Raw genomic sequence first — 24,985 nt, 5'->3', positions numbered from 1 at the left:
AATTCAATCAGAGTTTCATCATGTCCGACAAACCGCACGATACACCAAATCCCCTACTCGAAGACGAACGCAAAAATCCTGTTTACCGCTTGGGTCAGGCAGTAGCCGGATTCATGTTGCTGGTTTGGGCCGGCGTTTTGGCCTTGGTCTTCTTCTTGGTTTTCCGTTTTTGGTTGAATTAAACCCAATCCAATTACAAAAAAGCCATAAACCCTCTTAAAAAGAAGCCAACAGCTTTTATTTGTAAACATCAAAAAGGCCGTCTGAAAACACTTTCAGACGGCCTTTGCTTATAACGAGATCATCCTCGAATCACTTTGCGGATATTCGGATTGGCATGCATTGCATGAATAATCTGATTAACCTGATCCAAGTCTTTGACTTTAATTGTGAATTTAAATTCTACAAAACCTTCCGTTCCTGCTTGCGCTTTGGTTGGCGTATCGACAGATTCGATATCCGCACCGGAATTGGAAATCGCTTGCGCCATTGAAGCCAACAAACCATGCGCATCTTCGGATTTGACGTTGAGGATGGTGCGGTACGTTTGATTGCGCAAACTGTCCCAACCCGCATCGAGTTGCTCTTCCGGATCAGCTTTGACCAAAGTTTGACAGGTATCACGGTGGATAATCATACCCTTGTCTTTGACCAATAAGGCGCGGATCGCATCGCCGGGAATCGGATGGCAACATTCGGCAAAATGAATCCGGCCGGTTTCCTGATCGTTGACTTTGATCGGGCTGAGTTTGACCGTGCTGCCAAAATGTTGGCCTGCCAACTCGGCAATGTGCATGGCAACGTGTACCGGCAAAGTATGCCCCATACCGACATTGTAGAGGACCTCTTCAAACGAGGTTTGTTTGGTATTCAAATCGGCAAGGTATTTTTCTTTGAGGTCGTCTGAAAGCAGTATATCTTTAGGCAACAGGCTGGATAAAGCTTTTTGCAGCAAGTTTTCACCCAAAACAACGGCATCGTGACGATTCAGATTTTTAATGTATTGGCGGATGGCGCTGCGCGCACGGCTGGAAACGGCAAAATTCAACCATGCCACATTGGGCTTGGCATGTTCGGAAGTAATGATTTCGACCGTATCACCGGTTTTCAGCTTAGTGCGCAACGGCATCATGACATTATTAATGCGCGCGGCAACGGTTTTATGGCCGATGTTGGTGTGCACGGCATAGGCAAAGTCAATCGGCGTCGCACCTTTAGGCAAGGTAAGGATATCGCCTTTTGGGGTAACGATATAGACTTCGTTGGGGAACAAATCGACTTTGACATGCTCCAGAAACTCGATGGCATCTGAGCTGCTGGCTTGCAGGTCAAGAATATTTTTCATCCATCGGTTCATATGGAGGACGGCTTGGTCTGGAGTATTTTCACCGGATTTGTAAATCCAATGGCCAGCAATACCGCCCTCTGCCACAGCGTCCATTTCACGCGTACGGATTTGCACTTCGATCGGCAAACCGTAAGGACCGACCAAAGTCGTGTGCAGGCTTTGGTAGCCGTTGCTTTTCGGAATGGCGATATAGTCTTTAAAACGGCCGGGCTTGGGGTGGTATAAATTATGCAATGCACCCAACGCGGCATAACAGGCAGGAATATTGTTTACAATGACCCGAAAGCCGTAGATATCCATTACTTCGGCAAAACGCAGCTTTTTAGCCAGCATTTTTTGATGGATGCTGTATAAGTTTTTCTCGCGGCCTTTGATTTTGGCTTCAATATTAACACCGACCAAACGCTGACCAAATGCACGCAACACTTTGCCAACAACATCGCGGCGATTTTTGCGGCTGTTGTCCATGGCTTTTTTCAGGGTTTCGTAGCGTCTTGGGTGGAGATTTTGGAACGATAAGTCTTGAAGCTCTTGATACGCATTGTTCAGACCAATGCGGTTGGCGATTTGAGCATAGATTTCGAGGGTTTCTTTGGCGATTCGTCGGCGTTTTTCCGGACGCATAGAGCCAAGGGTACGCATATTGTGCAATCGGTCGGCAAGTTTGACGACGATAACGCGCACGTCTTTAGTCATGGCGAGGATAAGCTTGCGGAAACTTTCCGCCTGATGCTCGGCATGATCTTCAAATTTGAGTTTCTCCAGCTTGGAAAGGCCGTCTACCATTTCAGCAATGGTATCGCCGAATTCTGCCGCCATTTCGACTTTGGTTACACCCGTATCTTCCAATACATCATGCATAACACCCGCGCAGAGGCCTTGAACATCCATGTGCCAAATCGCAAGCTGCGTGGCAACGGCAAGGGGATGGGTGATGTAGGGTTCGCCGCTTTTACGGGTTTGTCCGTCATGGGCGTGGAAAGCGTAGGCAACGGCTCTTTCAAGCTCGGCCTGCTCGTTGGTATTGAGATAGGATGCGGTGCGAAACAGAAGCTCGCGCGCTTCTGCTGTCAACGGATCATAGGGGGCGGTAGGCAGTGGGGCTGGCATTTTCAGACGGCCTTTTATGGCTATTTTTAAGCCGTCAGACTGTATCGGTTGTGATATCGCACCGATACAGTCCGCGCGGTGGTTTTATCGGTTTGCCGGTTGGTTTATTTATTGCGGGTCAACAGCTCGGTTCCGATTTGTCCGGCTGCGATTTCGCGCAGGGCGGTAACGGTTGGTTTGTTGTTGCGGATGTCGTCAACCAAAGGCGTATTGCCGTTTTCTAATTGGCGTGCGCGACGGGCGGCAACGAGGGTAAGGTCGAAGTGATTAGGGATTTTACCTGTGCAATCTTCAGTAGTAATACGGGCCATGTTTGCTTGCTTTCTTTCTATGTTTCAAATAAACGGTTATTTTCGCTGTTTTTTACGAATTTTCCAACAGGTTTGAGATAAATCCCTGTTGAGAGGATTTTTTCAGACGGCCTGCTTTAATAATGTGGAACAAATCGGCTTCGGCACGATCCAAATCGTCATTCACGACGACGTAATCGAACAAAACGGATTGCTCAATCTCATGACGGGCTTTGGACAAGCGTGTTTGAATAACTTCTTCGCTGTCTGTACCACGGCCGATCAAACGTTGCGCCAATACCTCAAAGGAAGGCGGCAGAATGAAAATACTGCTGGCTTCAGGCAACGATTTACGCACTTGCGCTGCACCTTGCACATCGATTTCCAAAATCACATCATAGCCCTCTTCGCTCAACGAATTTACGCCGGCGATGCTGGTGCCGTAATAGTTGCCGAACACATTGGCGTGTTCCAAAAAGGCTCTTTGCTCAATCAGTGATTCAAATTCTTCTTTGGGAACAAAGTGGTAATGCACACCATGTGCCTCACCCTCACGCGGCTGGCGCGTGGTATGAGAAATGGAAACACGGATGTCGTCATGATTTTTCAACAGGCGCGACACTAAGGTCGTTTTACCTGTGCCGGAAGCGGCAGAAATGATGTAAATATTGCCTTTTTTATGATTTTGCATGGTGGTTCAGCCGATGGTATGTACCTGTAAATTATAACACAACACAATGTTTCTCGGAATTTCAGACGGCATGTTGCAAAATTTGGCTATTGTATCGATTAATTTGGCAAGTCCGCATATGACCGCTACAATATCGCGTTAAAAACTTTTTGATTTCGGAATGTCGAGATGTTGATTCATCCTGAAGTAATGGGCGTAGAAGCTTTGGCGGACAAAATCCGTAAAATTGAAAACTGGCCGCAAAAAGGGATTTTGTTTCATGACATTACTCCCGTTTTGCAAAGCGCAGAATATTTCCGCCTGCTGGTCGATTTACTGGTTTACCGCTATATGGGGCAAAAAGTTGATGTCGTTGCGGGCTTGGATGCGCGCGGCTTCATTATTGGCGCAGCTTTGGCCTATCAGCTGAATGTCGGCTTTGTCCCTATCCGCAAAAAAGGCAAACTACCGTTTGATACGGTTTCTCAAAGTTATGCTTTGGAATATGGCGAAGCAACGGTAGAAATCCATACCGACGCCATCAAGCCGGGCGCACGCGTTTTGTTGGTAGATGATTTAGTGGCAACCGGCGGCACAATGCTGGCAGGTGTAGAGCTTATCCGCAAACTGGGTGGTGAAGTAATCGAAGCGGCTGCCATTTTGGAATTTACCGACTTGGATGGCGGCAAAAAAATCCGTGAAAGCGGCGCGCCATTATTTACCCTGTGCCAAAACAAAGGCTGTATGTAATAAAAAAACCGCAAGCTGATCAGCCTGCGGTTTTTTATGATCAAAATTATTCAAGGACGTATCCGTCCGTATCCCAGAAAGTTTTTTTCACCAACTGGTCGTCTTTATAAACCAGCTCAGATTTCTTCGCACCATCATCGTACCAATCCAAAATAATGCCGCTGCGTTTACCGTTGCGAATACTCAATTCAGACACGATGCGGCCATTTTCATCCCAACTGATGATCTCCGTCGGTTTGTCATTGCTCATCATCATTTCGGTTTTCGGGCTGCCGTCTGAATACCATTGTTTCCAATGACCATTGGCTTTATCATGCTTAAACTGAATTTCGCTTTCTTTCACGCCATTTCGGTAATAGCGTGAACCCACGCCCTCACTCAAGCCATTTTGATAAGGCATTACCGCAGATTTTTTGCCGTTTGGATACCAGTTGACCCATTCACCATGCGGTTTGCCGTTGCGATAGCTGCCAACCATCTTTTTCTGCCCGTTAAAATGCCACAGAGTCAGCGTACCGTTATCCAGAGCCGGCACAAAAACCTTAATCTGACCAGCAGGTATCTCGTACGGATCAGAATATTTTTTCATCGATGGATAGTAAAAATCCTGCACCTGCGCCTTGCCTGCCTCAATCTTGTATTGGCGGACATAAGCAACCGAAGGCATGGTCGCCGTCAGTTTACCGTTTTGATTGAAATAAACGGTATGTTGCTGGGCAAAGGCGACAACGGGCATACTGAACAAGGCAGCAGCCAACAGGCCTGATTTTAAATAATTATTCATAATATGGAGTTTGGCAGTATATGTTCTACAAAAAGTCAGTAATAAAAATCTACTGACATTAGAAACTATGACAAATATTATAAGCCATAGTTTCAAAGCCTGCTTGGATTTCATATTCAGCATACCATAGGCATTTGTATTTTCTTAAAATATTAAAAATTTTATAAAACAAAGGCCGTCTGAAACTTTTTTCAGACGGCCTTTATTTTATTTACATCAAAATAAACTATTCTTCACCCAATAATTGCTCGCGGGTCAACAGGAATACAAACCCATCGCCACCGCTGGTTTCTAGCCAAGTAAACGGTAATTCGGGATAAGCCGCTTCCAATACTTCACGGTTGTGACCGATTTCAACCAGTAATACACCTTTCGGATTCAGATATTTTGCCGCTTGCAGAATGATTTGACGCGTAGCGTCTAAACCATCTTCGCCGCTGCCCAAAGCCAATTCCGGCTCGTGCAGGTATTCATCAGGCAACGCTTCCACAGATTCTGCATCAACATAAGGCGGATTGGAAACAATTAAGTCGTAGGTTTCATCCAAACCTTCAAACAAATCGGTATGCACCAAGCTGATGCGGTCTTCTAAGCCATAATCTTCAATATTGATCGCGGCCACTTCCAGCGCATCCAAGCTTAAATCAACGGCATCAATTTGTGCATCGGGATAGTGATGCGCCATTTGAATGGCCAAACAGCCGCTACCGGTACACAAATCCAAAGCTCGATGCACCAACTCATCATGTTCAATCCAAGGACGAATACCGTCGCCAAGCAATTCGTAAATAAAAGAACGAGGCACAATAACGCGCTCATCGACATAAAAATCAAACTCGCCCTGCCATGCCTGATGCGTCAGATACGCGGCAGGAATATGCTCCACTGCGCGGCGTTCGATAATGGACAACACTTCCTCCTTCTCACTTTGCAACAATTTGGCATCCAAATAAGGCTCCAACGTATCCAAAGGCAGATTCAAAGTGTGCAAAATCAGATAGGCTGCCTCGTCATGGGCATTATCACTTCCGTGTCCGAAAAACAGTCCGGCATCATTAAAACGGCTGACGGCGAAACGCAATAAATCGCGAACAGTGGTCAGCTCTTGAGCAGCTTGGTTGAACATAATGTTTTGTCTTGTCAATTTAAGAATGTTGAAATTATAACAGAAAGGCCGTCTGAAAACTTTTCAGACGGCCTTCGATTTAACTCAGCTTAAGATTATTTATCGCGGCTGAATACGATTTTGGTAGCTTGGATAGCAACACAGACAGCACCACCGATAAAGATCAAGTCAGCAGCGGTACGAACCCAACGCAGGGTATCCAGAATTTCCATTTGCAGGAATTCTTCGCTACGTGCATACCACAGACCATGAGTGATAGAAGCGTAAGCTTGAATCACGCCGACCGGCAACAGGCTGATGGCAATCATACCCACCAGACCGCCGTTCAGCAGCCAGAAGCCCCAAGTCATCAGTTTGTCGTCAAATTGAACATTAGGTTTCAGGTAACGTGCAACCAGCAATACGAAGCCCAGAGCCAAGAAACCATACACACCGAACAGAGCCGCGTGAGCGTGAACTGCAGTAGTGTTCAGACCTTGGATGTAGAACAGGGAAATCGGCGGGTTAATCAGGAAGCCGAATACGCCGGCACCGATCATGTTCCAGAAGGCAACTGCTACGAAGCACATCAGAGGCCAACGCAGACGTTTCGCCCAGTCGGACAGGTGTTGGTAAGACCAGTGTTCGTAAGCTTCACGACCCAGCAGAACCAAAGGCACAACTTCCAAAGCGGAGAAACATGCACCGATTGCCATAGAAGCAGAGGTAGAGCCGGAGAAGTACAAGTGGTGCAATGTACCTGGGATACCGCCCAACATGAAGATTGCAGCAGCTGCCAGAGTAGAAGCAGTAGCAGTACTACGGCGGACAAAGCCCATGTTGTAGAAGATGAATGCGAAGGCGGCAGTAGCGAACACTTCGAAGAAGCCTTCTACCCACAGGTGAACCACCCACCAACGCCAGTATTCCATCACAGCAATTGGAGATTTCTCACCGTAGAACAGGCCAGGAGCATAGAACACACCCACACCGACCATAGAAGCTACGAAGATAGCCAACAGGTTTTTGTCTGTACCTTTTTCTTTAAAGGCAGAGATAGTACAACGCAACATCAGAAACAGCCACAACAGCAAGCCGACCATCAGCAGAAGTTGCCAGAAACGACCCAAATCCAAGTATTCGTAACCTTGGTGGCCGAACCAGAAGTTCAGCTCAGGTGGAATGATGTGAGTCAAAGCAAAGAAGTTACCTGCGTAAGAACCGCCAACTACGATGAACAGGGCGATGTACAGGAAGTTCACACCAGCACGTTGGAATTTAGGATCTTTACCGCCGTTCACAATCGGAGCCAAGAACAGACCTGCTGTCAGGAAGCCGGTTGCAATCCAGAAAATAGCGGATTGGATGTGCCAAGTACGGGTCAATGCATATGGGAACCAGTCGGCCATTTCAAAGCCCAGTGCGGTATCGATACCGTAGAAGCCTTGACCTTCGACAGTATAGTGAGCGGTCAAACCACCCAACAGTACTTGTACGACAAACAGCGCAACAGTCAGGAATACATATTTGCCCAACGCTTTTTGAGAAGGAGTCAGTTGTACTTTAGAGATAGGATCTTCAGTAGGTACTTCAACCTCTTCATGTTTGGTCAAGAAAGAGTAACCCCACATCAGCAAGCCGATACCCATCAGCAACAATACCACGCTGGTGAAAGACCACATGTAGTTTTCAGTAGTCGGTACGTTGTTGATCAAAGGCTCGTGCGGCCAATTGTTGGTGTAGGTGAAAGTTTCGTCAGGACGGTTGGTCGAAGCAGACCAAGAAGTCCAGAAGAAGAAATTGAACAGTTTTTCACGCGCTTCTGGGCTTGGCAATGTGTTGTTTTTCATTGCAAAGTGTTCGCGAGTGGTTTGGAACTTAGGATCGTCGCTGTACACACCATGGTAGTAAGGCAGGATGCTTTCGATCGCTTTCACGCGGGTTTCGCTGACAACGACAGAACCATCTTCCTTAACACGGCTTTGGTTGCGGTATTCGTCAGCCAAACGTGTTTTCAGAACAGCTTGTTCTTCAGGAGAAACTTCGTCAAATTTTTTGCCGTAAGTTTCTTGCGCAGTCAGATCCAACCATGCAACCAGCTCGCGGTGCAGCCAGTCGGCAGTCCAGTCCGGAGCTTGGTATGCACCGTGACCCAATACAGAGCCGACTTCCATACCGCCGGTAGTTTGCCATGCAGATTGACCTGCCAAAATATCGTCTTTGGTCATCAGGACTTTGCCGGATGCAGAAACGACTTGTTCAGGGTATGGCGGAGCCTTTTTATAGACTTCGCTACCCATATAACCAAGAATGGTAAAGCATACTGCCAGTACGGCAAACAGCAAGTACCAAAGCTTCTTGTACTGTCCCATTTTAAGTACTCCTTAATTTTGGTAAAAGTGGTTGGGTATTAATTCATCAAATATGAATGTTAAAGATTGTATCACGGTTTTAAAAGTAAAGAAATATTTTGTCAATAATATTCCTTTAAAACCATTAACTTATATGATATTGATTCCCATTTTCTTATACAAACCCTCCTCTATCATATTTTATGTTAAGTTTTCGCTAACATTTTCACACAAAAATAAACTTTTCGATGTATTTTTTTATACTTCTAAAGGAGTATTTAGGTAGTAAAAGATTCATATTCCCTGAACAATTTGATTTACATCAAAATATGACCAAACAAGCGCCTACATAATCATACAAAACTTCAAACCATCCTATCAGGATACTTAACTTTTCTTACTATAAGGAAACTTTAAACATGAAACGCCAAACCTTAGCCGCACTTATCGCTTCTGTATTTGCATTGGCCGCATGCGGCGAGCAAGCTGCTAAACCTGCTGAAACTCCAGCTGCCACCGCTTCTGCTGAGGCTCCTGCTGCTTCCGACTCACAAGCTGCTGCAGAGACTCCTTCTTCAGAACTGCCTGTAATCGATGCTATCATGACTCACGCTCCGGAAGTTCCACCTCCAACTGATCGCGACCATCCGGCTAAAGTACGCGTTAAAATGGAAACCGTTGAAAAAACCATGACCATGGAAGACGGTGTTGAGTACCACTACTGGACATTCAACGGCGACGTTCCAGGTCAAATGATCCGTGTACGCGAAGGCGATACTGTTGAAGTTGAATTCTCTAACAATCCTTCTTCTACCGTTCCTCATAACGTTGACTTCCACGCTGCTACCGGTCAAGGCGGCGGTGCAGAAGCTACCTTTACTGCCCCAGGCCACACTTCTACCTTCAGCTTCAAAGCACTGCAAGCCGGTTTGTACATCTACCACTGTGCCGTTGCTCCTGTAGGTATGCACATCGCCAACGGTATGTACGGTTTGATCTTGGTTGAACCTAAAGAAGGTCTGCCTAAAGTGGACAAAGAGTTCTACATCGTACAAGGCGACTTCTATACTAAAGGTAAAAAAGGTGCTCAAGGCCTGCAACCTTTCGATATGGATAAAGCGATTGCCGAACAACCTGAATACGTTGTATTCAACGGTCACGTAGGCTCTATCGCCGGCGACAACGCCCTGAAAGCTAAAGCTGGTGAAACTGTTCGTATGTACGTTGGTAACGGTGGTCCTAACTTGGTATCTTCTTTCCACGTTATCGGCGAAATCTTCGACAAAGTATATGTTGAAGGTGGTAAACTGATTAACGAAAACGTACAAAGCACAATTGTTCCTGCTGGTGGTGCCGCTATCGTTGAATTCAAAGTCGACATTCCAGGCAGCTACACCTTGGTTGACCACTCTATCTTCCGTGCGTTCAACAAAGGTGCTTTGGGTCAATTGAAAGTTGAGGGTGATGAAAACCCTGAAATCATGACCAAAAAACTGAGCGACACCGTTTACCAACCTTCCGGTGCTGCCGCTTCTGCTCCAGCAGCTGCGTCTGGTGCTTCTGAAGCCGCTAAATAATCTCTCGGTTTAATACGCCAAGCCACTGCTGCCCTACTCTTTAGAGCCGCAGTGGCTTCCATCACGATTAATCTTCCTGTTCAAATCAGACAGATTGATTTTTCAGACGGCCTTGTTATGATTAGGCTATCTGAAAAATAAATTTCCTGTTTCAATCGATAATAAGGGCGTACCATGAAACTCATACGACTCCTCCTCTTAGGCAGTGCCTTAATCTGCGGCAATACATTTGCTGCCGAAATGGTAAAAATCGAAGGAGGCAGCTACCGTCCTCTCTATCTCAAAAAAGAAACTTCCCTTATTAAAGTCAAACCTTTCCAGCTTGACAAATATCCGGTAACCAATGCCGAATTTGCCGAATTTGTGAACACACATCCGCAATGGCAAAAAGGAAAAATCAATTCCAAACATGCTGAAAAAGCTTACCTGAAACATTGGGTAAAAAATGGCAGCAACAGTTTTGCGCCTAAAGCCAGCGAACTCAAACACCCAGTAACCAATGTTTCATGGTTCGCCGCAAATGCTTACTGCGTTTCCAAAGGCAAACGTCTGCCGACTATTGACGAATGGGAATTTGCAGGCTTGGCTTCTGCCACTCAAAAAGACGGCTCTGCCGAGCCTGGCTACAACCGCACCATCTTAGATTGGTATGCAGACGGCGGCCGCAACGGCCTGCACGACATCGGTAAAAACAAACCCAACTACTGGGGCGTATACGATATGCACGGCCTGATTTGGGAATGGACTGAAGACTTCAACAGCAGCCAACTCTCTGCCGGCTCGTCCAACACACAAATGTTCTGTAGCGGCGCATCCGTGGGTTCAAGCGATCCGTCCAACTATGCGGCATTCTTACGCTACGGCATCCGCACCAGCCTACAGTCCAAATATGTTTTAAATAACTTGGGCTTCCGTTGCGCAAGCAAATAAAGTTTCGTTTTTATCACCAAAGCAGCTTTGGCGGTACTGAAAGGTATCGCCGCTTTTTTTTTGGCCGTCTGAAAAGATATGGCGCACAAAGACAAATTGTGGCATAATCCGCCCGTCCTTATAAAAAGGCACTTAGGAGTTTGCTTAGGTCGTTCGGCTTGGCAAACTTGTCCGAACCTGAAAAGGTTCTTTTATTTTCGGAGTTATCCATCATGGCATTGACCGTAGAACAAAAAGCACAAATTGTTAAAGATTTCCAACGCAAAGAAGGCGATACCGGCTCTTCTGAAGTACAAGTCGCTCTATTGACTTTCCGCATCAACGACCTGACTCCTCACTTCAAAGCCAACCCTAAAGACCACCACAGCCGTCGCGGCCTGTTGAAAATGGTTAGCCAACGTCGTCGCCTGTTGTCTTATCTGCGTCGTACTCAGCCTGATACTTACCGTACACTGATTACCCGCCTGGGTCTGCGTAAATAATTTATGCTTAAATCAACACCGCCTTCGGGCGGTGTTTTTTATTGACATACCGATGCCGTCTGAAACACAGGCCCACGCTCTGTGTTATACTTCCACACGCTTAAGCAGCAAGGCTTAAACTCCCAATCACTCCTTAAAGCTCCCATCAAAGCGAGAATCTGAATTGTCTGTTCATTCCATGTTGCACTCAGGAAAATTTTGGCTGAAAACCCTGGTTTTCGGCATTACCGCGCTTTTATGCCTCGCGGCGGTATTGAGTGCCTTAATGTTCCGCATATTCAACACAGAAAACATCGACGCATTCATACAAAAAAACTTTTCCGCCCATGGCTGCCAAGTCAAATACAATGCCAACATCAGCAGAAAATGGCTGCCGCGCCCTACGCTTATTTTAAAAGACCTCAGCCTTTCCTCTTCCGAACCTGATACGCCGACGCTGAATATTGCCGAGTCTAAAATGGGCTTTGGCTGGAGCAGCCTATGGTCAGATGCCCCCATTCTTGAAAAATGGATTCTTTCCAATCCGTCGCTGACGCTGGGTCCCAAAAACCACCTGCCTGCCTGCCTGCAACAAAACCATACATCGAAAGAAAGCTTCCAGCTCAACCGCGTCATCATCAATAACGGCAGCATCCGCTATCACAATAAAGAGCAAGATATTGCCTTAAACGATCTGCAATTTTCCCTGCGCAGAGCTGATTCAGACGGCCGTCCATTCGATATCAGCGGCACACTGCAAAACATCGGCAACCCCATCAGTTGGCAAGGCGCCGGCCATCTTGTACAAGATGATGCCGGCTGGAGCGTTCCCGCCCTCAAATTAAACCTGCAAACCGTATTACTCAAAAACAAGCTGGATGCCCAAATCGCAGGCAGCCTTAATTGGCAAAACCAAACCGCCCTTTTGCGCGACTTCAATCTGCAAGCCGAAAGCGACTATCAAAACTTGCATATCAATGCACGCTCTCCCCTCTTGCAATTCAAGAACGGCTATTTACACCTAAACACACTCAACGGCGCATTGACTGCCGGCAGTGAAAACAACCAATGGGACGGTTCATTCAAACTGGACAAAACCAACCTCTATGCAACCGTTTTGACCGCAGCCAATTTTGAACTCAAAGGCAGCCATAAAAACGACCGCCTCCAAACCAACTTTACCTTTTCCAGCCCGTTGGTTTGGCAAAAAGGCAAAGGCATTGATGCGCCCAAACTGCACCTCAGCACCCTGCAAGACACCATCAACCGCCTTCCCCGCCCCAGATTCATCAGTACACTCGAAGGGCAGGCCAATTTCAGCCTCAATACATGGGAAGGCCGTCTGAAAGGCGCATTTGACAGACAAGCCCTTGCCTTGGCCTTTAAATACCAGCGCGATGCCCAACCGCGTCCGCACCTTGACGCCGGTATCGCCTTACAAAAACTCAATCTGACCCCTTACTTGGAAGATCTGAAAACCCAGCCATCACTGAATCTTCCTTCTCTGCTGGCCAAATCCTGGTTGCCCGACATTGAGGCCAACCTCCAAATCGGCAGCATTCAAACTGCCGGCCTGCAATTAGAAAACGTCGAATCCCTGCTCACCGCCGATAAAGAACATATCGCCCTGCACCGTTTCAAAGCTGGGCTTTATGGCGGCAAAACCGAGGGCGGTCTGAGTATTGCGGCGACCCAACCTGCCTCCTACCACCTTCAGCAAAACGCAAAAGGCATACAAATTCAGCCGCTGCTGCAAGACTTGTTCGGTTTCCACAGCTTCAGCGGCAGCGGCGACGCCGTTATCGACATTAAAACCACCGGCAACAACCGCGCCCAAATGATACAAGCCCTAAACGGCAGCCTGCTCCTCGATATTACCAACGGCGCATGGCACGGCATCGATATGGACAGCATTCTGAAAAACGGCATCTCTTCGGAAAAAATCGACAACAGCAACCTCAAAACTCCTTTCCATCATTTCACCCTCAATAGCGAAATCGAGAAAGGCATCAGCCATCATATCAACACCGAACTGTTTTCCGACAGCCTGCACGTTGTCAGCAGCGGCTATACCGATTTGAATACCCAAAAGCTGTCCGAAAACCTGCTTATCAGCAACGTACTGCAGCCTAAAAACAAACCGATTCCCCTCAAAATCGGCGGAACCGTACAAAACCCTTCCATTACCCTTGATTACAGCCGCTTGACCAATGGTATGAATACGCCTGCAGAAAAACAAAAAGCCCTGCAAGAAACCATACAAGAACAATGGAAGTGGCTCAAACCGCGCTAGGTTTTCAAATCAAAGGCCGTCTGAAACCCAAAAAATTTCAGACGGCCTTTTAACAGATACATTGTCAGAATAAGATGTTTACTTAGGAATGACTATATACGCAATCAGTGCAACAATGATGACAAACCATAATGATGACAAACCATATAGCCAACATTAATCAAGCCTTTTTTGGAGAGTTTTCTTTCTCTCCAATCGAACCTCACTATTTCTACCGTACCCTCAAACATAGACCCAATTATTTCCATCAATATTTGAAGTAGAAATTCCAATAAATCCGACATCTACAAACCCAAATGCTCCCAAATCTCATCGATTTTGGCCGTAACGGCAGGGTCTTTTTTGATTACTCGTCCCCATTCGCGGTCGGTTTCGCCCGGCCATTTGTTGGTCGCATCCAAACCCATTTTGCCGCCAAGTCCGCTGACGGGGCTGGCGAAGTCGAGGTAGTCGATAGGTGTGTTTTCCATCAAAACAGTATCGCGTACGGGATCCATGCGCGTGGTTACCGCCCAGATGACTTCTTTCCAGTCGCGCACATTCACATCGTCATCCACCACGATGATGAATTTGGTGTACATAAATTGGCGCAGGAATGACCAGCAGCCCATCATCACGCGCTTGGCGTGTCCGGCGTACTGTTTTTTCATGCTGACCACCGCCATGCGGTAGGAGCAGCCTTCGGGCGGCAGGTAGAAATCGGTGATTTCGGGGAACTGCTTTTGCAAAAGCGGCACGAACACTTCATTCAACGCCACGCCCAAAACAGCGGGCTCATCGGGCGGTTTACCCGTGTAGGTGGAATGGTAAATCGGGTTTTCTCGCATGGTGATGCGTTCGACCGTGAACACGGGGAAATGATCCTGCTCGTTGTAATAGCCCGTGTGGTCGCCGTATGGTCCTTCCAGCGCGGTTTCGTTCGGATGAATCACGCCTTCCAATACGATTTCAGCACGGGCAGGCACTTGCAAATCATTGCCGATACATTTCACCAGCTCCGTCCGCGAACCACGCAGCAGTCCGGCAAACTGGTATTCGCTCAAGGTATCGGGAACAGGCGTTACCGCGCCCAAAATGGTGGCAGGGTCGCAACCGAGGACAACGGCGACGGGATACGGCGTATCAGGATTGAGTTTGCGGAATTCCTGATAATCCAGCGCACCGCCGCGATGCGACAGCCAGCGCATAATCAGCTTGTTTTTGCCGATTAATTGCTGGCGGTAAATGCCGAGATTTTGGCGTTTTTTGTACGGTCCGCGCGTGACGGTCAAGCCCCATGTGACCAGTGGCGCAACGTCTTCCGGCCAGCAATGCTGAATCGGAAGTTTATACAAATCAACGTCTTCGCCTTCCCACACAATTTCCTGACACGGCGCGTTTTTCACCACATTCGGCGCCATGCTCCAAATATCTTTCAACAGCGGCAGTTTGGAAAACGCGTCTTTAATGCCTTTGGGCGGTTCGGGTTCTTTCAAATACGCCAGCGTCTGCCCGATTTCGCGCAGCTTGGACACACTGTCCGCGCCCATGCCCAGCGCCACGCGTTCGGGCGTGCCAAACAGATTCGCCAACACGGGATAATCGTAGCGCGTACCGTCAGGCTTAATCGGGTTTTCAAACAGCAACGCCGGCCCCTCGGCGCGCAGTACGCGGTCGGCAATTTCGGTCATTTCCAAATGCGGCGACACCGGATGCTGAATGCGCTTGAGTTTGCCATCGGCTTCCAATCCGGCGATAAATTCTCGCAAATCTCTGTATTTCATGATTTCATTTTCCTGAACAGGCCGTCTGAAAACAGACCGCCATTTCGGGTTTGAAAGATAAACCAGCAGCTATTGTACCTGCCAAATCCGTCCATATCCCAACTTTCCACATCCAAATTTCCATATTTTTTGCAAACTACCGTCAAATTTGAACAATATCTGCTTGTGATTGCTTTCAGACGGCCTTATCTTTGGTAGAATTCCAACTTAATCCAGTCATCAATCAATATCTATCGTGGGACGGCGGCCATGTTTGCATTTTTAGAATCTTTTTTCGTTGAATACGGCTATGCGGCCGTGTTTTTCGTTTTGGTTATTTGCGGCTTCGGCGTGCCGATTCCTGAAGATTTGACGCTGGTAACCGGCGGTGTAATTTCCGGCCTGGGTTATACCAACTCGCATATTATGTTTGCCGTCGGCATGCTCGGCGTATTGGTAGGCGATGGCTTTATGTTTGCGGCCGGCCGGATTTGGGGACAAAAAATCCTTAAATTCAAACCGATTGCGCGCGTGATGACGCCCAAACGCTATGCCCAAGTACAGGAAAAATTCGACAAATACGGCAACTGGGTTTTATTCGTTGCACGTTTCCTGCCCGGCCTGCGTACCGCCGTTTTCGTGACCGCAGGCATCAGCCGCAAGGTTTCCTACCTGCGCTTTATCCTGATGGACGGTTTGGCCGCGCTGATTTCCGTTCCGGTTTGGATTTATTTGGGCGAATACGGCGCACGCAATACCGACTGGCTGATGAAAAAAATGCACAGCCTGCAATCAGGTATCTTTATCGCACTGGGCATCGGCGCAGTCATTGTCGGTTGGATTTGGTGGAAAAAACACCGCCGCCACACCTTCTTCCGCGAGAAACTGCACGAAAAACGCGCAGCAAAAGCCAAAAAACAAACCAATCAATAAATCATTCCAGGCCGTCTGAAACACTTCCCCTCTTTCAGACGGCCTCAATCATTCATCAGAAACACCATGAAACAAAAAATCTTTGTCCTCTACACAGGCGGCACCATTGGCATGACCCAAAGCAGCGCCGGCCTGCGTCCCGACACCGCTCTCGTCGATAAAGCCCTTGCCCCCTTTTCAGACGGCCTTGATTTCGAATGGCACGTTTGCCAGCCGCTCATCGACTCTTCCGCAGTAACGCTGCAAAACCAACGCGACTGGCTGGAGCTTATTATTGCCAAACTGCCTGACTATGACGGCATCTTGGTATTGCACGGCACGGATACCATGGCATACACCGCCAACCTCTTCGCCCTTTCGCTGCAAGGTTTGGACAAACCCGTTATCCTGACCGGCTCGCAATGGCCTTACGATGCCGCCAACAGCGATGCGCCGCGCAACCTTGCTACCGCCGTTTCCGCTTTCTCGCTCAAACTCAAACAAGTGGCGATTGCCTTTGACGGCAAGCTCTTCCCCGCCATCGGCAGCAGCAAGGTCAGCACAGAAACCGCCGCAGGTTTTGACAACCTGCATTTTGGTGCGCTCACCGAATGGGATGAAAACAAAGGTTGGCATAATATCCATATTGCCACAACCCAACATTCAGACGGCCTCAAGCCGCGTCTTCCAAATCCCGAAGCCAAAGTTTCCGTCCGCACGCTGATTCCCGGTTATGCCACGCAAGAACTTTCAGACGGCCTGCCCCACCTTTCCGCCCAAGCCCTGATTCTGCAAAGCTACGGCCACGGCAATGCGCCGAGCAACGATGCGTTTGTCCGAGCCGTCCAAGCCTTTACGCAACAAGGCAAGTTGCTGCTCAACATCAGCCAAGTGCCGCAAGGTTGCGCCGCTGCCGTCTATGCCCAAGGCGATGCTTTGCGTCAGGCAGGTATCATCAACGGCGGCAAATGCAATCTCGAAACCGCCACTGCGCTGATGACCCTCGCCGTATCTCATGACTGGAATGCAGATAAGGTGCAACAAGAATTGCGACAATTAAATCTGCTGTAAACCACCATTAAATATGACTTTCACCGACACCCACTGCCATCTTGCCGATCCCAAACTTGCCGATACGCTGCCTGCCGTGCTTACCGAAGCGCAAGCCGCCGGCGTGGTGCGTTTTATCGTACCGGCTACATCTCCCAATGATTGGCAGGCAGTTGCGCAGTTGGAGAGGCCGTCTGAAAATATCCATATCGCTTTGGGTATTCATCCGTGGTTTTCAGACGGCCTCAACGAAGTGGCATTCCAAGAGTTAGAGTCCGAATTAATCCAGCATCCGCAAGCATGGGTTGGCGAAATCGGCTTGGATTTTTATGGCAAAGAGCAAACCCAAGCGCAACGCGACACGCAGACCGATGTCTTTATCCGCCAACTCATCCTCGCCCAAAATCTCAATCGCCGCGTCATCATCCATAATCTGAAAGCCACCGCCGCCATTGTCGCCGCCGTTAAAACCGCCGGTTTCACACGAGGCGGTATCGTTCACGCCTTCTCCGGCAGCGTAGAAGAAGCACGGATTTTGGTGAAACTCGGCTTCAAAATCGGCATAGGCTCGCTGCTGCTCAATCCCAATGCAAAAAAAGTCCGTGCCGCCTTACAAGCCTTAGACGACACGGATTTTGTTCTCGAAACCGACAGCCCTTTTATGCTCGGCCATGAAACCAATACACCAGCCAACATCCGCCGTATCGCCGAAATTGCCGCCGAATTGCGCGACGTACCACTGGTACAACTGGCTGAAATCACCGAGCAAAACGTGGATTCCCTGCTCCATACTTCCCCTTAATATGCCGACCTCAAGGCATCAAAAAGCCTTGCCCAGCCATTTCGTTTCCAAACCGACACACTCTGCCCTCCCTACCCCATATTCATGAATAAAAAGCGATACAAGGCCGTCTGAAAAAATGTTTTTGGCACAAAATATCGTTCACTCCGTCATCTCGGCTTTTTAACACCGTATTTTCCCTTTGATTGATAAAAAGTATTACGCATATTATTGGGCAAACTTTTTATTTACGTTAAAATATGCCTTTTTTTGATAATAAGGCCGTCTGAAAAAGGCGGAAACTAATTATGGCTGAACAACATACACACGCTTCCACCTGGAAGAGCAAAATCAATGCTCTCGGCCCGGGCATCATGATGGCTTCGGCAGCGGTCGGCGGATCGCACCTGATTGCCTCCACGCAGGCAGGTGCACTTTACGGCTGGCAGCTTGCGCTGATCATTATTCTGACCAACCTGTTCAAATACCCGTTTTTCCGTTTCAGCGCACATTACACGCTGGATATGGGCAAAAGTCTGATTGAGGGCTATGCCGAAAAAAGCCGCGTTTATTTGTGGGTATTTTTGATTTTATGTATTGCATCGGCAACGATTAATGCCGGTGCGGTCGCCATCGTTACCGCCGCCATCGTCAAAATGGCGATCCCATCGCTGACTTTCGATGCCGGCATGGTGTCCGTCATGATTATGGTTTCCTGCCTGCTGATTTTGGCAAGTGGCCGCTATAAAGCCTTGGACAACGTTTCCAAAATCATCATCGTCAGCCTGACCATCGCCACCGTCGCCGCAGCAGCCGTGGCCATGTCTCGCGGCATGCAGATGAAACCCGACTTTATCGAGCCTACCCCGTGGACACTGGCAGGCTTGGGCTTCCTCATCGCGCTGATGGGCTGGATGCCTGCACCGATTGAAATTTCCGCCATCAACTCTTTGTGGGTTACCGAAAAACAACGCATCAACCCTTCCAGCTACCGAGACGGCATTTTCGACTTCAACGTCGGCTACATCACCAGCGCAGTGTTGGCGGTCGTCTTCTTGGCCTTGGGTGCATATGTCCAATACGGCAACGGCGAAGCCGTACAAATGGCGGGCGGCAAATATGTTGGCCAGCTGATTAATATGTACGCCGTGACCATCGGCGACTGGTCGCGTCCGCTGGTGGCATTTATCGCCTTTGCTTGTATGTACGGCACCACCATTACCGTAGTAGACGGCTACGCGCGCGCGATTGCCGAACCGGTACGCCTGTTGCGCGGTAAAGACAAAACCGGCAACGTCGAACTGTTTGCTTGGAACATTTGGGTCGCAGGCTCAGGCTTGGCCGTAATTTTCTGGTTCAACAGCGCAATGGCAGAGCTGCTCAAATTCGCCATGATTACCGCTTTCGTTGCCGCCCCTGTGTTCGCTTGGCTGAACTACCGCCTCGTTAAAGGCGACAAACGCCACAAACTGACCATGGGCATGAACTTCCTCGCCATTATCGGTTTGATTTATTTGACCGGCTTTACCGTTTTGTTCCTGCTGAACCAAACAGGCATCTTGGCTGCGCCTAAATAAGCCCATATAAAAAAGGCCGTCTGAAACTCAAAAACAAGTTTCAGACGGCCTTTCCAATCAATCATATCTTTTTGAATTTTCATTCAAACCCATTATAATGACTCCTTATTTCGCCGTTGCAGACCACTCGACGGCATCCGTATTTTGGAAAATTTATGAAGCCGTCTATTTTAGAAAAACTACAACAACTCAGCGACCGACTGGAAGAAGTCACACATCTGCTCGGTCAGCCTGAAGCCACGTCCGACATGGACAACTACCGCAAACTCACACGCGAACACGCCGAACTGACCCCCGTTGTCGAAGTCTTCCAAAACTACCAACTGGCGCAAAGCGACTTGGCAGATGCCGAAGAAATGCTGTCTGACCCTGAAATGAAAGACTTTGCCGCCGAAGAAATCGAAGCCGCAAAAGCCAAAATCGACGAACTCGATACCGAACTGCAAAAACTGCTACTGCCAAAAGATGCCGACGACGATAAAAACATCTTTATCGAAGTGCGCGCCGGTACCGGCGGCGACGAAGCCGCGCTGTTTGCAGGCGATTTGCTGCGTATGTACAGCCGCTACGCCGAGCGCAACCGCTGGCAGGTTGAAATTGTTTCCGCCAACGAAAGCGAATTGGGCGGCTATAAAGAAGTCATCGCCCGCATTATCGGCTTGGGCGCATACAGCCGTCTAAAATTTGAATCCGGTGGCCACCGCGTGCAACGCGTCCCTGCCACCGAAAGCCAAGGCCGTATCCACACCTCCGCCTGTACCGTTGCCGTCATGCCCGAAGCGGACGAGCTGGAAGACATTGAACTGAACCCGGCCGATCTGCGGATCGACACCTTCCGCGCATCCGGCGCCGGCGGTCAGCACATCAACAAAACCGACTCCGCCGTCCGTATCACCCACCTGCCCACAGGCATGGTGGTCGAGTGCCAAGACGGCCGCAGCCAACACGCCAACAAAGCGCAGGCGATGAAAGTCCTCGCCGCTCGCTTAAATGACGCGCAAAAACGCGAAGCCCAAGCCAAAGAAGCCGCCGAACGCAAATCCCTGATCGGCAGCGGCGACCGCAGCGAACGCATCCGCACCTACAACTACCCGCAAGGCCGCGTGACCGACCACCGCATCAACCTCACCCTGCACAAGCTGGATTTTGTGATGGACGGCGATTTGGAAGAAATCACCAACGCCCTGATTGCTGAGCATCAAGCCGAGCTTTTGGCAGCAATGGGGGATTGATGGATTTGGTCCATTGCGTTTATACTTTTCAGACGGCCTGATGACATATGTTAATATGACCGTGAATACATTAAAGAAACTTCAATCCTGAAGTGTTAAAATGCAGCACCAGCTGCGCCACAGCAACACCCTTCTACAATCACCGAAAGAGAGGACACAAAATGGCAAAAATCCTGATCGCACCGGTATCTGCCGGCCTGAGCGCCGATGCAGCGGCAAAAGCATTTGCAGCAGCATTGAATGCGCAAGTTTTCCAAGCCGTTGACTCCACTACAGAAACCCTGTTGGCTCAAGGCAAGAGCGACGACTGGTTTGACGCGCTTATCGGTAAAGTTGCAGCATTGAATGTAGATAACCTCGTTATCGAAGGCATCACTCCTGATGCAGAAAAATTGTTCTTGGCAGGCAAAAACGTCGAATTGGCGCTGTCTTTGGATGCAGGCGTTGTATTGGCGCTGAAATCCGACAACACTGATGCCGCTGCCGTCACCCAACAATTGAATCTTGCCAAACAGCTCTATACCAACTCTCCAGGCTTATTGGAAGGTTTCATCATTGACGGTGCAGCCGCTGCTTTAGGCGCACAAGTCGGCGAGCAAACCGGCCTGACTTTCTTCGGCTCCAGCGACAAACTGCAAGACGTATCCGCTTTGGCCAAACGCGAAGCCAAACGCCTGTCTCCAGCCCAATTCCGTTACAACCTGATCGATTTTGCCCGCAAAGCCGATATGCGCATCGTTCTGCCTGAAGGCGCAGAACCGCGCACCGTCGCCGCTGCCGCCATCTGCCACGAAAAAGGCATCGCCCGTTGCGTACTGTTGGCTACCCGCGAAGAAGTTGAAGCCGTAGCTAAAGAGCGTGGCATCTCCCTGCCTGATTCTTTGGAAATCATCGATCCTGCTTCTTTGGTTGAGCAATACGTCGAGCCAATGTGCGAATTGCGCAAATCCAAAGGCCTGACTCCTGAAGATGCACGCAAACAGCTGCAAGACACCGTCGTACTGGGTACCATGATGATGGCTCAAAACGACGTAGACGGTTTGGTTTCCGGCGCAGTCCACACTACTGCCAACACCATCCGCCCTGCCCTGCAACTGATTAAAACCGCTCCGGGCGCAAGCCTCGTATCCAGCGTATTCTTCATGTTGCTGCCTAACCAAGTATTGGCATTTGCCGACTGCGCGGTTAATCCAAACCCAACTCCGGAACAACTGGCCGACATCGCTATCCAATCTGCCGACAGTGCCAAAGCTTTCGGTATCGATCCAAAAGTAGCCATGATTTCCTACTCTACCATCAACTCAGGCAGCGGCCCTGATGTCGATGCAGTGATTGAAGCAACCAAACTGGCGAAAGAAAAACGCCCTGATTTGGTCATCGAAGGTCCGTTGCAATACGATGCGGCTACCGTTCCATCTATCGGCCAATCCAAAGCTCCGGGCAGCGCTGTCGCTGGTCAGGCAACTGTCCTGATTTTCCCAGACCTCAATACCGGCAACTGTACTTACAAAGCCGTACAACGCAGCGCCAACGTCCTGAGCGTAGGCCCGTTGTTGCAAGGTTTGCGTAAACCGGTTAACGACTTGTCCCGCGGCGCATTGATTGAAGACATCGTCTTCACCATCGCCCTGACTGCCGTTCAAGCCAAACAAATGCAAGGCTGATTGACAAGCTGATGCTTTGAAATCAAAGGCCGTCTGAAACCGATGTTTCAGACGGCCTTTCGTATCTTTGCGCCAACTATATTATAATTCGCCATTATTTTTTGAAAGACTGCCCCAATGACTGCCTACCAGCAACAACTAGCCGACAAAAAGCAATATCTTCAGCAACTTTTCCAAGGACTGGATTTTCCAGAAATCGAAGTCTTCGAATCTCCGGAACAGCATTACAGAATGCGTGCCGAGTTCCGCATCTGGCATGAAGGCGGCGAAATGTTTTACGCCATGTTTGAACGCGGGCAGAAGGCAAGCAGGGCAAGTCTGATCCGTTGCGACCAATTTCCTGCCGCGTCCGAATCCATCAATACCTTGATGCCGAAATTGATTGAAGCAGCATCCAATCATCCCGAACTAAAAAACCGCTGGTACGCCGTCGAATTTTTGTCCACTTTAAGCGGCGAAATGCTGGTTACCATAATTTACCACAAGAAGCTGAACGAAGCATGGCAACAAGCCGCGCAAGAGCTGGCACACAATTTGGGCATCCACATCATCGGCCGCAGTCGCGGACAAAAAATCGTATTGAGCCAAGATTTTGTGACCGAAACATTAGAAGTCAACGGCAAGACCTTCCGCTATCGTCAAATCGAAGGCAGCTTTACCCAACCCAATGCCCAAGTGTGCCAAAAAATGCTGACTTGGGCGTGTGATGCCGCTCAAAACTTAGGCAAAGACCTGCTTGAGCTATATTGCGGCAACGGCAATTTTACCCTGCCGCTTTCGCAACATTTCAATCAGGTTCTGGCAACCGAAGTTTCCAAAACTTCCGTCAATGCCGCCCAATGGAATATTGAAGCCAACCAAATTACCAATCTTAAAATCGCCCGCCTGTCTGCGGAAGAGTTTACCGAGGCCTACACGCAAAACCGTGAATTCCGCCGCCTGCAAGAACAAAGAATCGACTTGAAAAACTATGATTTTTCAACTATTTTCGTTGACCCTCCACGCGCCGGTGTTGATGATGAGACGCTCAAATTGGTTGCCCGATTCGACAACGTCCTCTATATTTCCTGCAATCCTGAGACCCTCCGCGCCAACCTTGATACGCTCTGTCAAACCCATACCATTGAACGCACCGCCCTGTTCGACCAATTCCCATTTACCCACCATATCGAAAGCGGCGTTTGGTTGAAGAAAAAATAAAATCATACAAAAAGGCCGTCTGAATGTTCAGACGGCCTTTAATTAAGGGCATATTAAGCGATTTTCAAATCAATCTGCTTCCAAAACCACTTTCATGGCTTGGTTTTCAGCAGCGTGTTTGAACACATCGTAAGCTTTTTCCAATTCGCTGAATTTGAAATGGTGGGTCATCATTTTGGTGTAATCCACTGAGCTGCTGGAAATGGCTTTCATCAGCATTTCGGTGGTATTGGCGTTAACCAGGCCGGTAGTAATGGCAAGGTTTTTAATCCACAGTTTTTCCAGTTTGAAATCAACGGATTGACCATGTACACCGACCACAGCAATATGACCGCCAGGTTTCACGATGTCTTGGCACATATTCCAAGTCGCAGGGATACCGACCGCTTCAATGGCGCAATCTACGCCGTCTTCGCCAACAATGTCGGCAACTTGCTTGCTCACATCGCCGGAAGCAGGGCTGATGGTATGGGTTGCGCCCAATTCTTTCGCCAGTTTCAAGCGGTTTTCGTCCATATCGCAAACGATGATGGCGGCAGGGCTATACAGTTGCGCAGTCAGCAACGCAGACATACCGACAGGGCCGGCACCGGCGATGAATACGGTATCGCCAGGTTTGACATCGCCATATTGCACGCCGATTTCGTGGGCGGTCGGCAGGGCATCGCTCAACAGTAGGGCAACTTCTTCGTTGACGTTGTCAGGCAGCGGAACCAAGCTGTTGTCGGCATAAGGAGTACGGACGTATTCGGCCTGAGTACCGTCAATCATATAGCCCAAGATCCAACCGCCGTTGCGGCAGTGTGAATAAAGTTGGATTTTACAGTTGTCGCAAGTACAGCATTTGCTGACACATGAAATAATGACTTTATCACCGACTTTGATGTTTTTTACAGCATCGCCGACTTCTTCTACAATACCGATACCCTCATGACCGAGAATACGACCGTCGGCAACTTCAGGGTTTTTACCCTTCCAAATACCCAAGTCAGTACCGCAAATCGTGGTCTTAACGATTTTGACGACTGCATCGGTCGGATCGATAATTTGAGGACGAGGTTTTTCTTCGAAACGGATGTCGTTTGCGCCATGATAAACCATTGCTTTCATGTGAATCTCCTTGATCGGTTAATAAACTTTAACAATACAGCGTAAATC

Annotated in this window: 21 protein-coding genes; 13 read left to right on the top strand and 8 right to left on the bottom strand. The window is 48.8% G+C overall.

Annotation, left to right across the window (positions count from 1 at the left end; genetic code table 11):
- Nucleotides 1-20: 20 nt before the first annotated feature.
- Nucleotides 21-182, top strand: coding sequence for a hypothetical protein (locus tag ACTHSN_RS00765; RefSeq protein ID WP_049344044.1), 162 nt, complete (start codon nucleotides 21-23; stop codon nucleotides 180-182).
- A gap of 119 nt (nucleotides 183-301) precedes the next feature.
- Here the strand turns inward: ACTHSN_RS00765 and ACTHSN_RS00760 are convergent, their stop codons facing one another.
- From ACTHSN_RS00760 to gmk, 3 genes are all read right to left on the bottom strand, one after another.
- The gene (locus ACTHSN_RS00760; RefSeq protein WP_440365009.1) at nucleotides 302-2,458 is read right to left on the bottom strand and encodes a RelA/SpoT family protein; all 2,157 of its coding nucleotides are present in this window, start codon (nucleotides 2,456-2,458) and stop codon (nucleotides 302-304) included.
- 104 nt (nucleotides 2,459-2,562) lie between these two features.
- Nucleotides 2,563-2,769, bottom strand: coding sequence for a DNA-directed RNA polymerase subunit omega (gene rpoZ / locus ACTHSN_RS00755; RefSeq protein ID WP_003682294.1), 207 nt, complete (start codon nucleotides 2,767-2,769; stop codon nucleotides 2,563-2,565).
- A gap of 52 nt (nucleotides 2,770-2,821) precedes the next feature.
- Nucleotides 2,822-3,439, bottom strand: a complete 618-nt coding sequence (gmk, locus tag ACTHSN_RS00750; protein WP_003686079.1) for a guanylate kinase — start codon at nucleotides 3,437-3,439, stop codon at nucleotides 2,822-2,824.
- A gap of 168 nt (nucleotides 3,440-3,607) precedes the next feature.
- On the opposite strand from gmk, the gene ACTHSN_RS00745 reads away from it, so the two are divergent.
- On the top strand, nucleotides 3,608-4,168 hold the full coding sequence (locus ACTHSN_RS00745) for an adenine phosphoribosyltransferase (protein ID WP_003682296.1): 561 nt from the start codon (nucleotides 3,608-3,610) through the stop codon (nucleotides 4,166-4,168).
- Nucleotides 4,169-4,214: 46 nt separating this feature from the next.
- Here ACTHSN_RS00745 and ACTHSN_RS00740 read toward each other — a convergent pair whose 3' ends face one another.
- The 3 genes from ACTHSN_RS00740 to ACTHSN_RS00730 all read right to left on the bottom strand — a co-directional run bounded on the left by ACTHSN_RS00740 (nucleotide 4,215) and on the right by ACTHSN_RS00730 (nucleotide 8,429).
- A complete protein-coding gene (locus tag ACTHSN_RS00740) occupies nucleotides 4,215-4,904 on the bottom strand; it encodes a toxin-antitoxin system YwqK family antitoxin (RefSeq protein WP_440365027.1) in 690 nt (229 codons plus the stop codon).
- A 274-nt stretch (nucleotides 4,905-5,178) separates the two neighbouring features.
- Nucleotides 5,179-6,078 carry a 50S ribosomal protein L3 N(5)-glutamine methyltransferase gene (gene prmB, locus ACTHSN_RS00735; protein ID WP_063076008.1) on the bottom strand — a complete coding sequence of 300 codons (900 nt, stop codon included), beginning with the start codon at nucleotides 6,076-6,078 and terminating at the stop codon, nucleotides 5,179-5,181.
- 95 nt (nucleotides 6,079-6,173) lie between these two features.
- The gene (locus ACTHSN_RS00730; protein WP_296184722.1) at nucleotides 6,174-8,429 is read right to left on the bottom strand and encodes a nitric-oxide reductase large subunit; all 2,256 of its coding nucleotides are present in this window, start codon (nucleotides 8,427-8,429) and stop codon (nucleotides 6,174-6,176) included.
- 398 nt (nucleotides 8,430-8,827) lie between these two features.
- Here ACTHSN_RS00730 and nirK point away from each other — a divergent pair, with 398 nt between their 5' ends.
- From nirK to ACTHSN_RS00710, 4 genes are all read left to right on the top strand, one after another.
- On the top strand, nucleotides 8,828-9,985 hold the full coding sequence (gene nirK, locus ACTHSN_RS00725; RefSeq protein ID WP_440365008.1) for a copper-containing nitrite reductase: 1,158 nt from the start codon (nucleotides 8,828-8,830) through the stop codon (nucleotides 9,983-9,985).
- A gap of 174 nt (nucleotides 9,986-10,159) precedes the next feature.
- Nucleotides 10,160-10,915 carry a formylglycine-generating enzyme family protein gene (locus ACTHSN_RS00720; protein ID WP_070461388.1) on the top strand — a complete coding sequence of 252 codons (756 nt, stop codon included), beginning with the start codon at nucleotides 10,160-10,162 and terminating at the stop codon, nucleotides 10,913-10,915.
- A gap of 212 nt (nucleotides 10,916-11,127) precedes the next feature.
- Complete coding sequence (rpsO, locus tag ACTHSN_RS00715; protein ID WP_003679932.1) at nucleotides 11,128-11,397, top strand: 30S ribosomal protein S15; 270 nt, start codon at nucleotides 11,128-11,130, stop codon at nucleotides 11,395-11,397.
- Nucleotides 11,398-11,575: 178 nt separating this feature from the next.
- Nucleotides 11,576-13,669 carry an AsmA family protein gene (locus ACTHSN_RS00710; RefSeq protein ID WP_070461387.1) on the top strand — a complete coding sequence of 698 codons (2,094 nt, stop codon included), beginning with the start codon at nucleotides 11,576-11,578 and terminating at the stop codon, nucleotides 13,667-13,669.
- A 284-nt stretch (nucleotides 13,670-13,953) separates the two neighbouring features.
- Here ACTHSN_RS00710 and ubiD read toward each other — a convergent pair whose 3' ends face one another.
- Entirely contained in the window at nucleotides 13,954-15,432 is a 1,479-nt protein-coding gene (gene ubiD, locus ACTHSN_RS00705; protein ID WP_440365007.1) for a 4-hydroxy-3-polyprenylbenzoate decarboxylase, read from the bottom strand.
- A gap of 249 nt (nucleotides 15,433-15,681) precedes the next feature.
- Here ubiD and ACTHSN_RS00700 point away from each other — a divergent pair, with 249 nt between their 5' ends.
- The 7 genes from ACTHSN_RS00700 (at nucleotide 15,682) to trmA (ending at nucleotide 23,827) form a co-directional block, all read left to right on the top strand.
- Nucleotides 15,682-16,344, top strand: coding sequence for a DedA family protein (locus tag ACTHSN_RS00700; RefSeq protein WP_440365006.1), 663 nt, complete (start codon nucleotides 15,682-15,684; stop codon nucleotides 16,342-16,344).
- Between the two features lie 66 nt (nucleotides 16,345-16,410).
- The gene (locus ACTHSN_RS00695; RefSeq protein ID WP_107810849.1) at nucleotides 16,411-17,394 is read left to right on the top strand and encodes an asparaginase; all 984 of its coding nucleotides are present in this window, start codon (nucleotides 16,411-16,413) and stop codon (nucleotides 17,392-17,394) included.
- Between the two features lie 13 nt (nucleotides 17,395-17,407).
- Nucleotides 17,408-18,175 carry a TatD family hydrolase gene (locus tag ACTHSN_RS00690; RefSeq protein WP_070461383.1) on the top strand — a complete coding sequence of 256 codons (768 nt, stop codon included), beginning with the start codon at nucleotides 17,408-17,410 and terminating at the stop codon, nucleotides 18,173-18,175.
- 287 nt (nucleotides 18,176-18,462) lie between these two features.
- Nucleotides 18,463-19,731 carry an NRAMP family divalent metal transporter gene (locus ACTHSN_RS00685; RefSeq protein WP_070461382.1) on the top strand — a complete coding sequence of 423 codons (1,269 nt, stop codon included), beginning with the start codon at nucleotides 18,463-18,465 and terminating at the stop codon, nucleotides 19,729-19,731.
- A gap of 155 nt (nucleotides 19,732-19,886) precedes the next feature.
- Entirely contained in the window at nucleotides 19,887-20,963 is a 1,077-nt protein-coding gene (gene prfA / locus ACTHSN_RS00680) for a peptide chain release factor 1 (RefSeq protein ID WP_049329850.1), read from the top strand.
- Nucleotides 20,964-21,124: 161 nt separating this feature from the next.
- Nucleotides 21,125-22,627, top strand: a complete 1,503-nt coding sequence (gene pta, locus ACTHSN_RS00675) for a phosphate acetyltransferase (RefSeq protein WP_440365005.1) — start codon at nucleotides 21,125-21,127, stop codon at nucleotides 22,625-22,627.
- Between the two features lie 117 nt (nucleotides 22,628-22,744).
- Nucleotides 22,745-23,827, top strand: coding sequence for a tRNA (uridine(54)-C5)-methyltransferase TrmA (gene trmA / locus ACTHSN_RS00670; RefSeq protein ID WP_440365004.1), 1,083 nt, complete (start codon nucleotides 22,745-22,747; stop codon nucleotides 23,825-23,827).
- Between the two features lie 69 nt (nucleotides 23,828-23,896).
- Here trmA and ACTHSN_RS00665 read toward each other — a convergent pair whose 3' ends face one another.
- Complete coding sequence (locus ACTHSN_RS00665; RefSeq protein WP_296186457.1) at nucleotides 23,897-24,937, bottom strand: zinc-dependent alcohol dehydrogenase family protein; 1,041 nt, start codon at nucleotides 24,935-24,937, stop codon at nucleotides 23,897-23,899.
- Between the last annotated feature and the right edge of the window lie 48 nt (nucleotides 24,938-24,985).

Source organism: Neisseria sp. P0009.S010 (genome assembly GCF_051958545.1).
GTDB lineage: Bacteria > Pseudomonadota > Gammaproteobacteria > Burkholderiales > Neisseriaceae > Neisseria > Neisseria subflava_A.
This window is presented reverse-complemented; position numbering and strand designations above follow the sequence as displayed.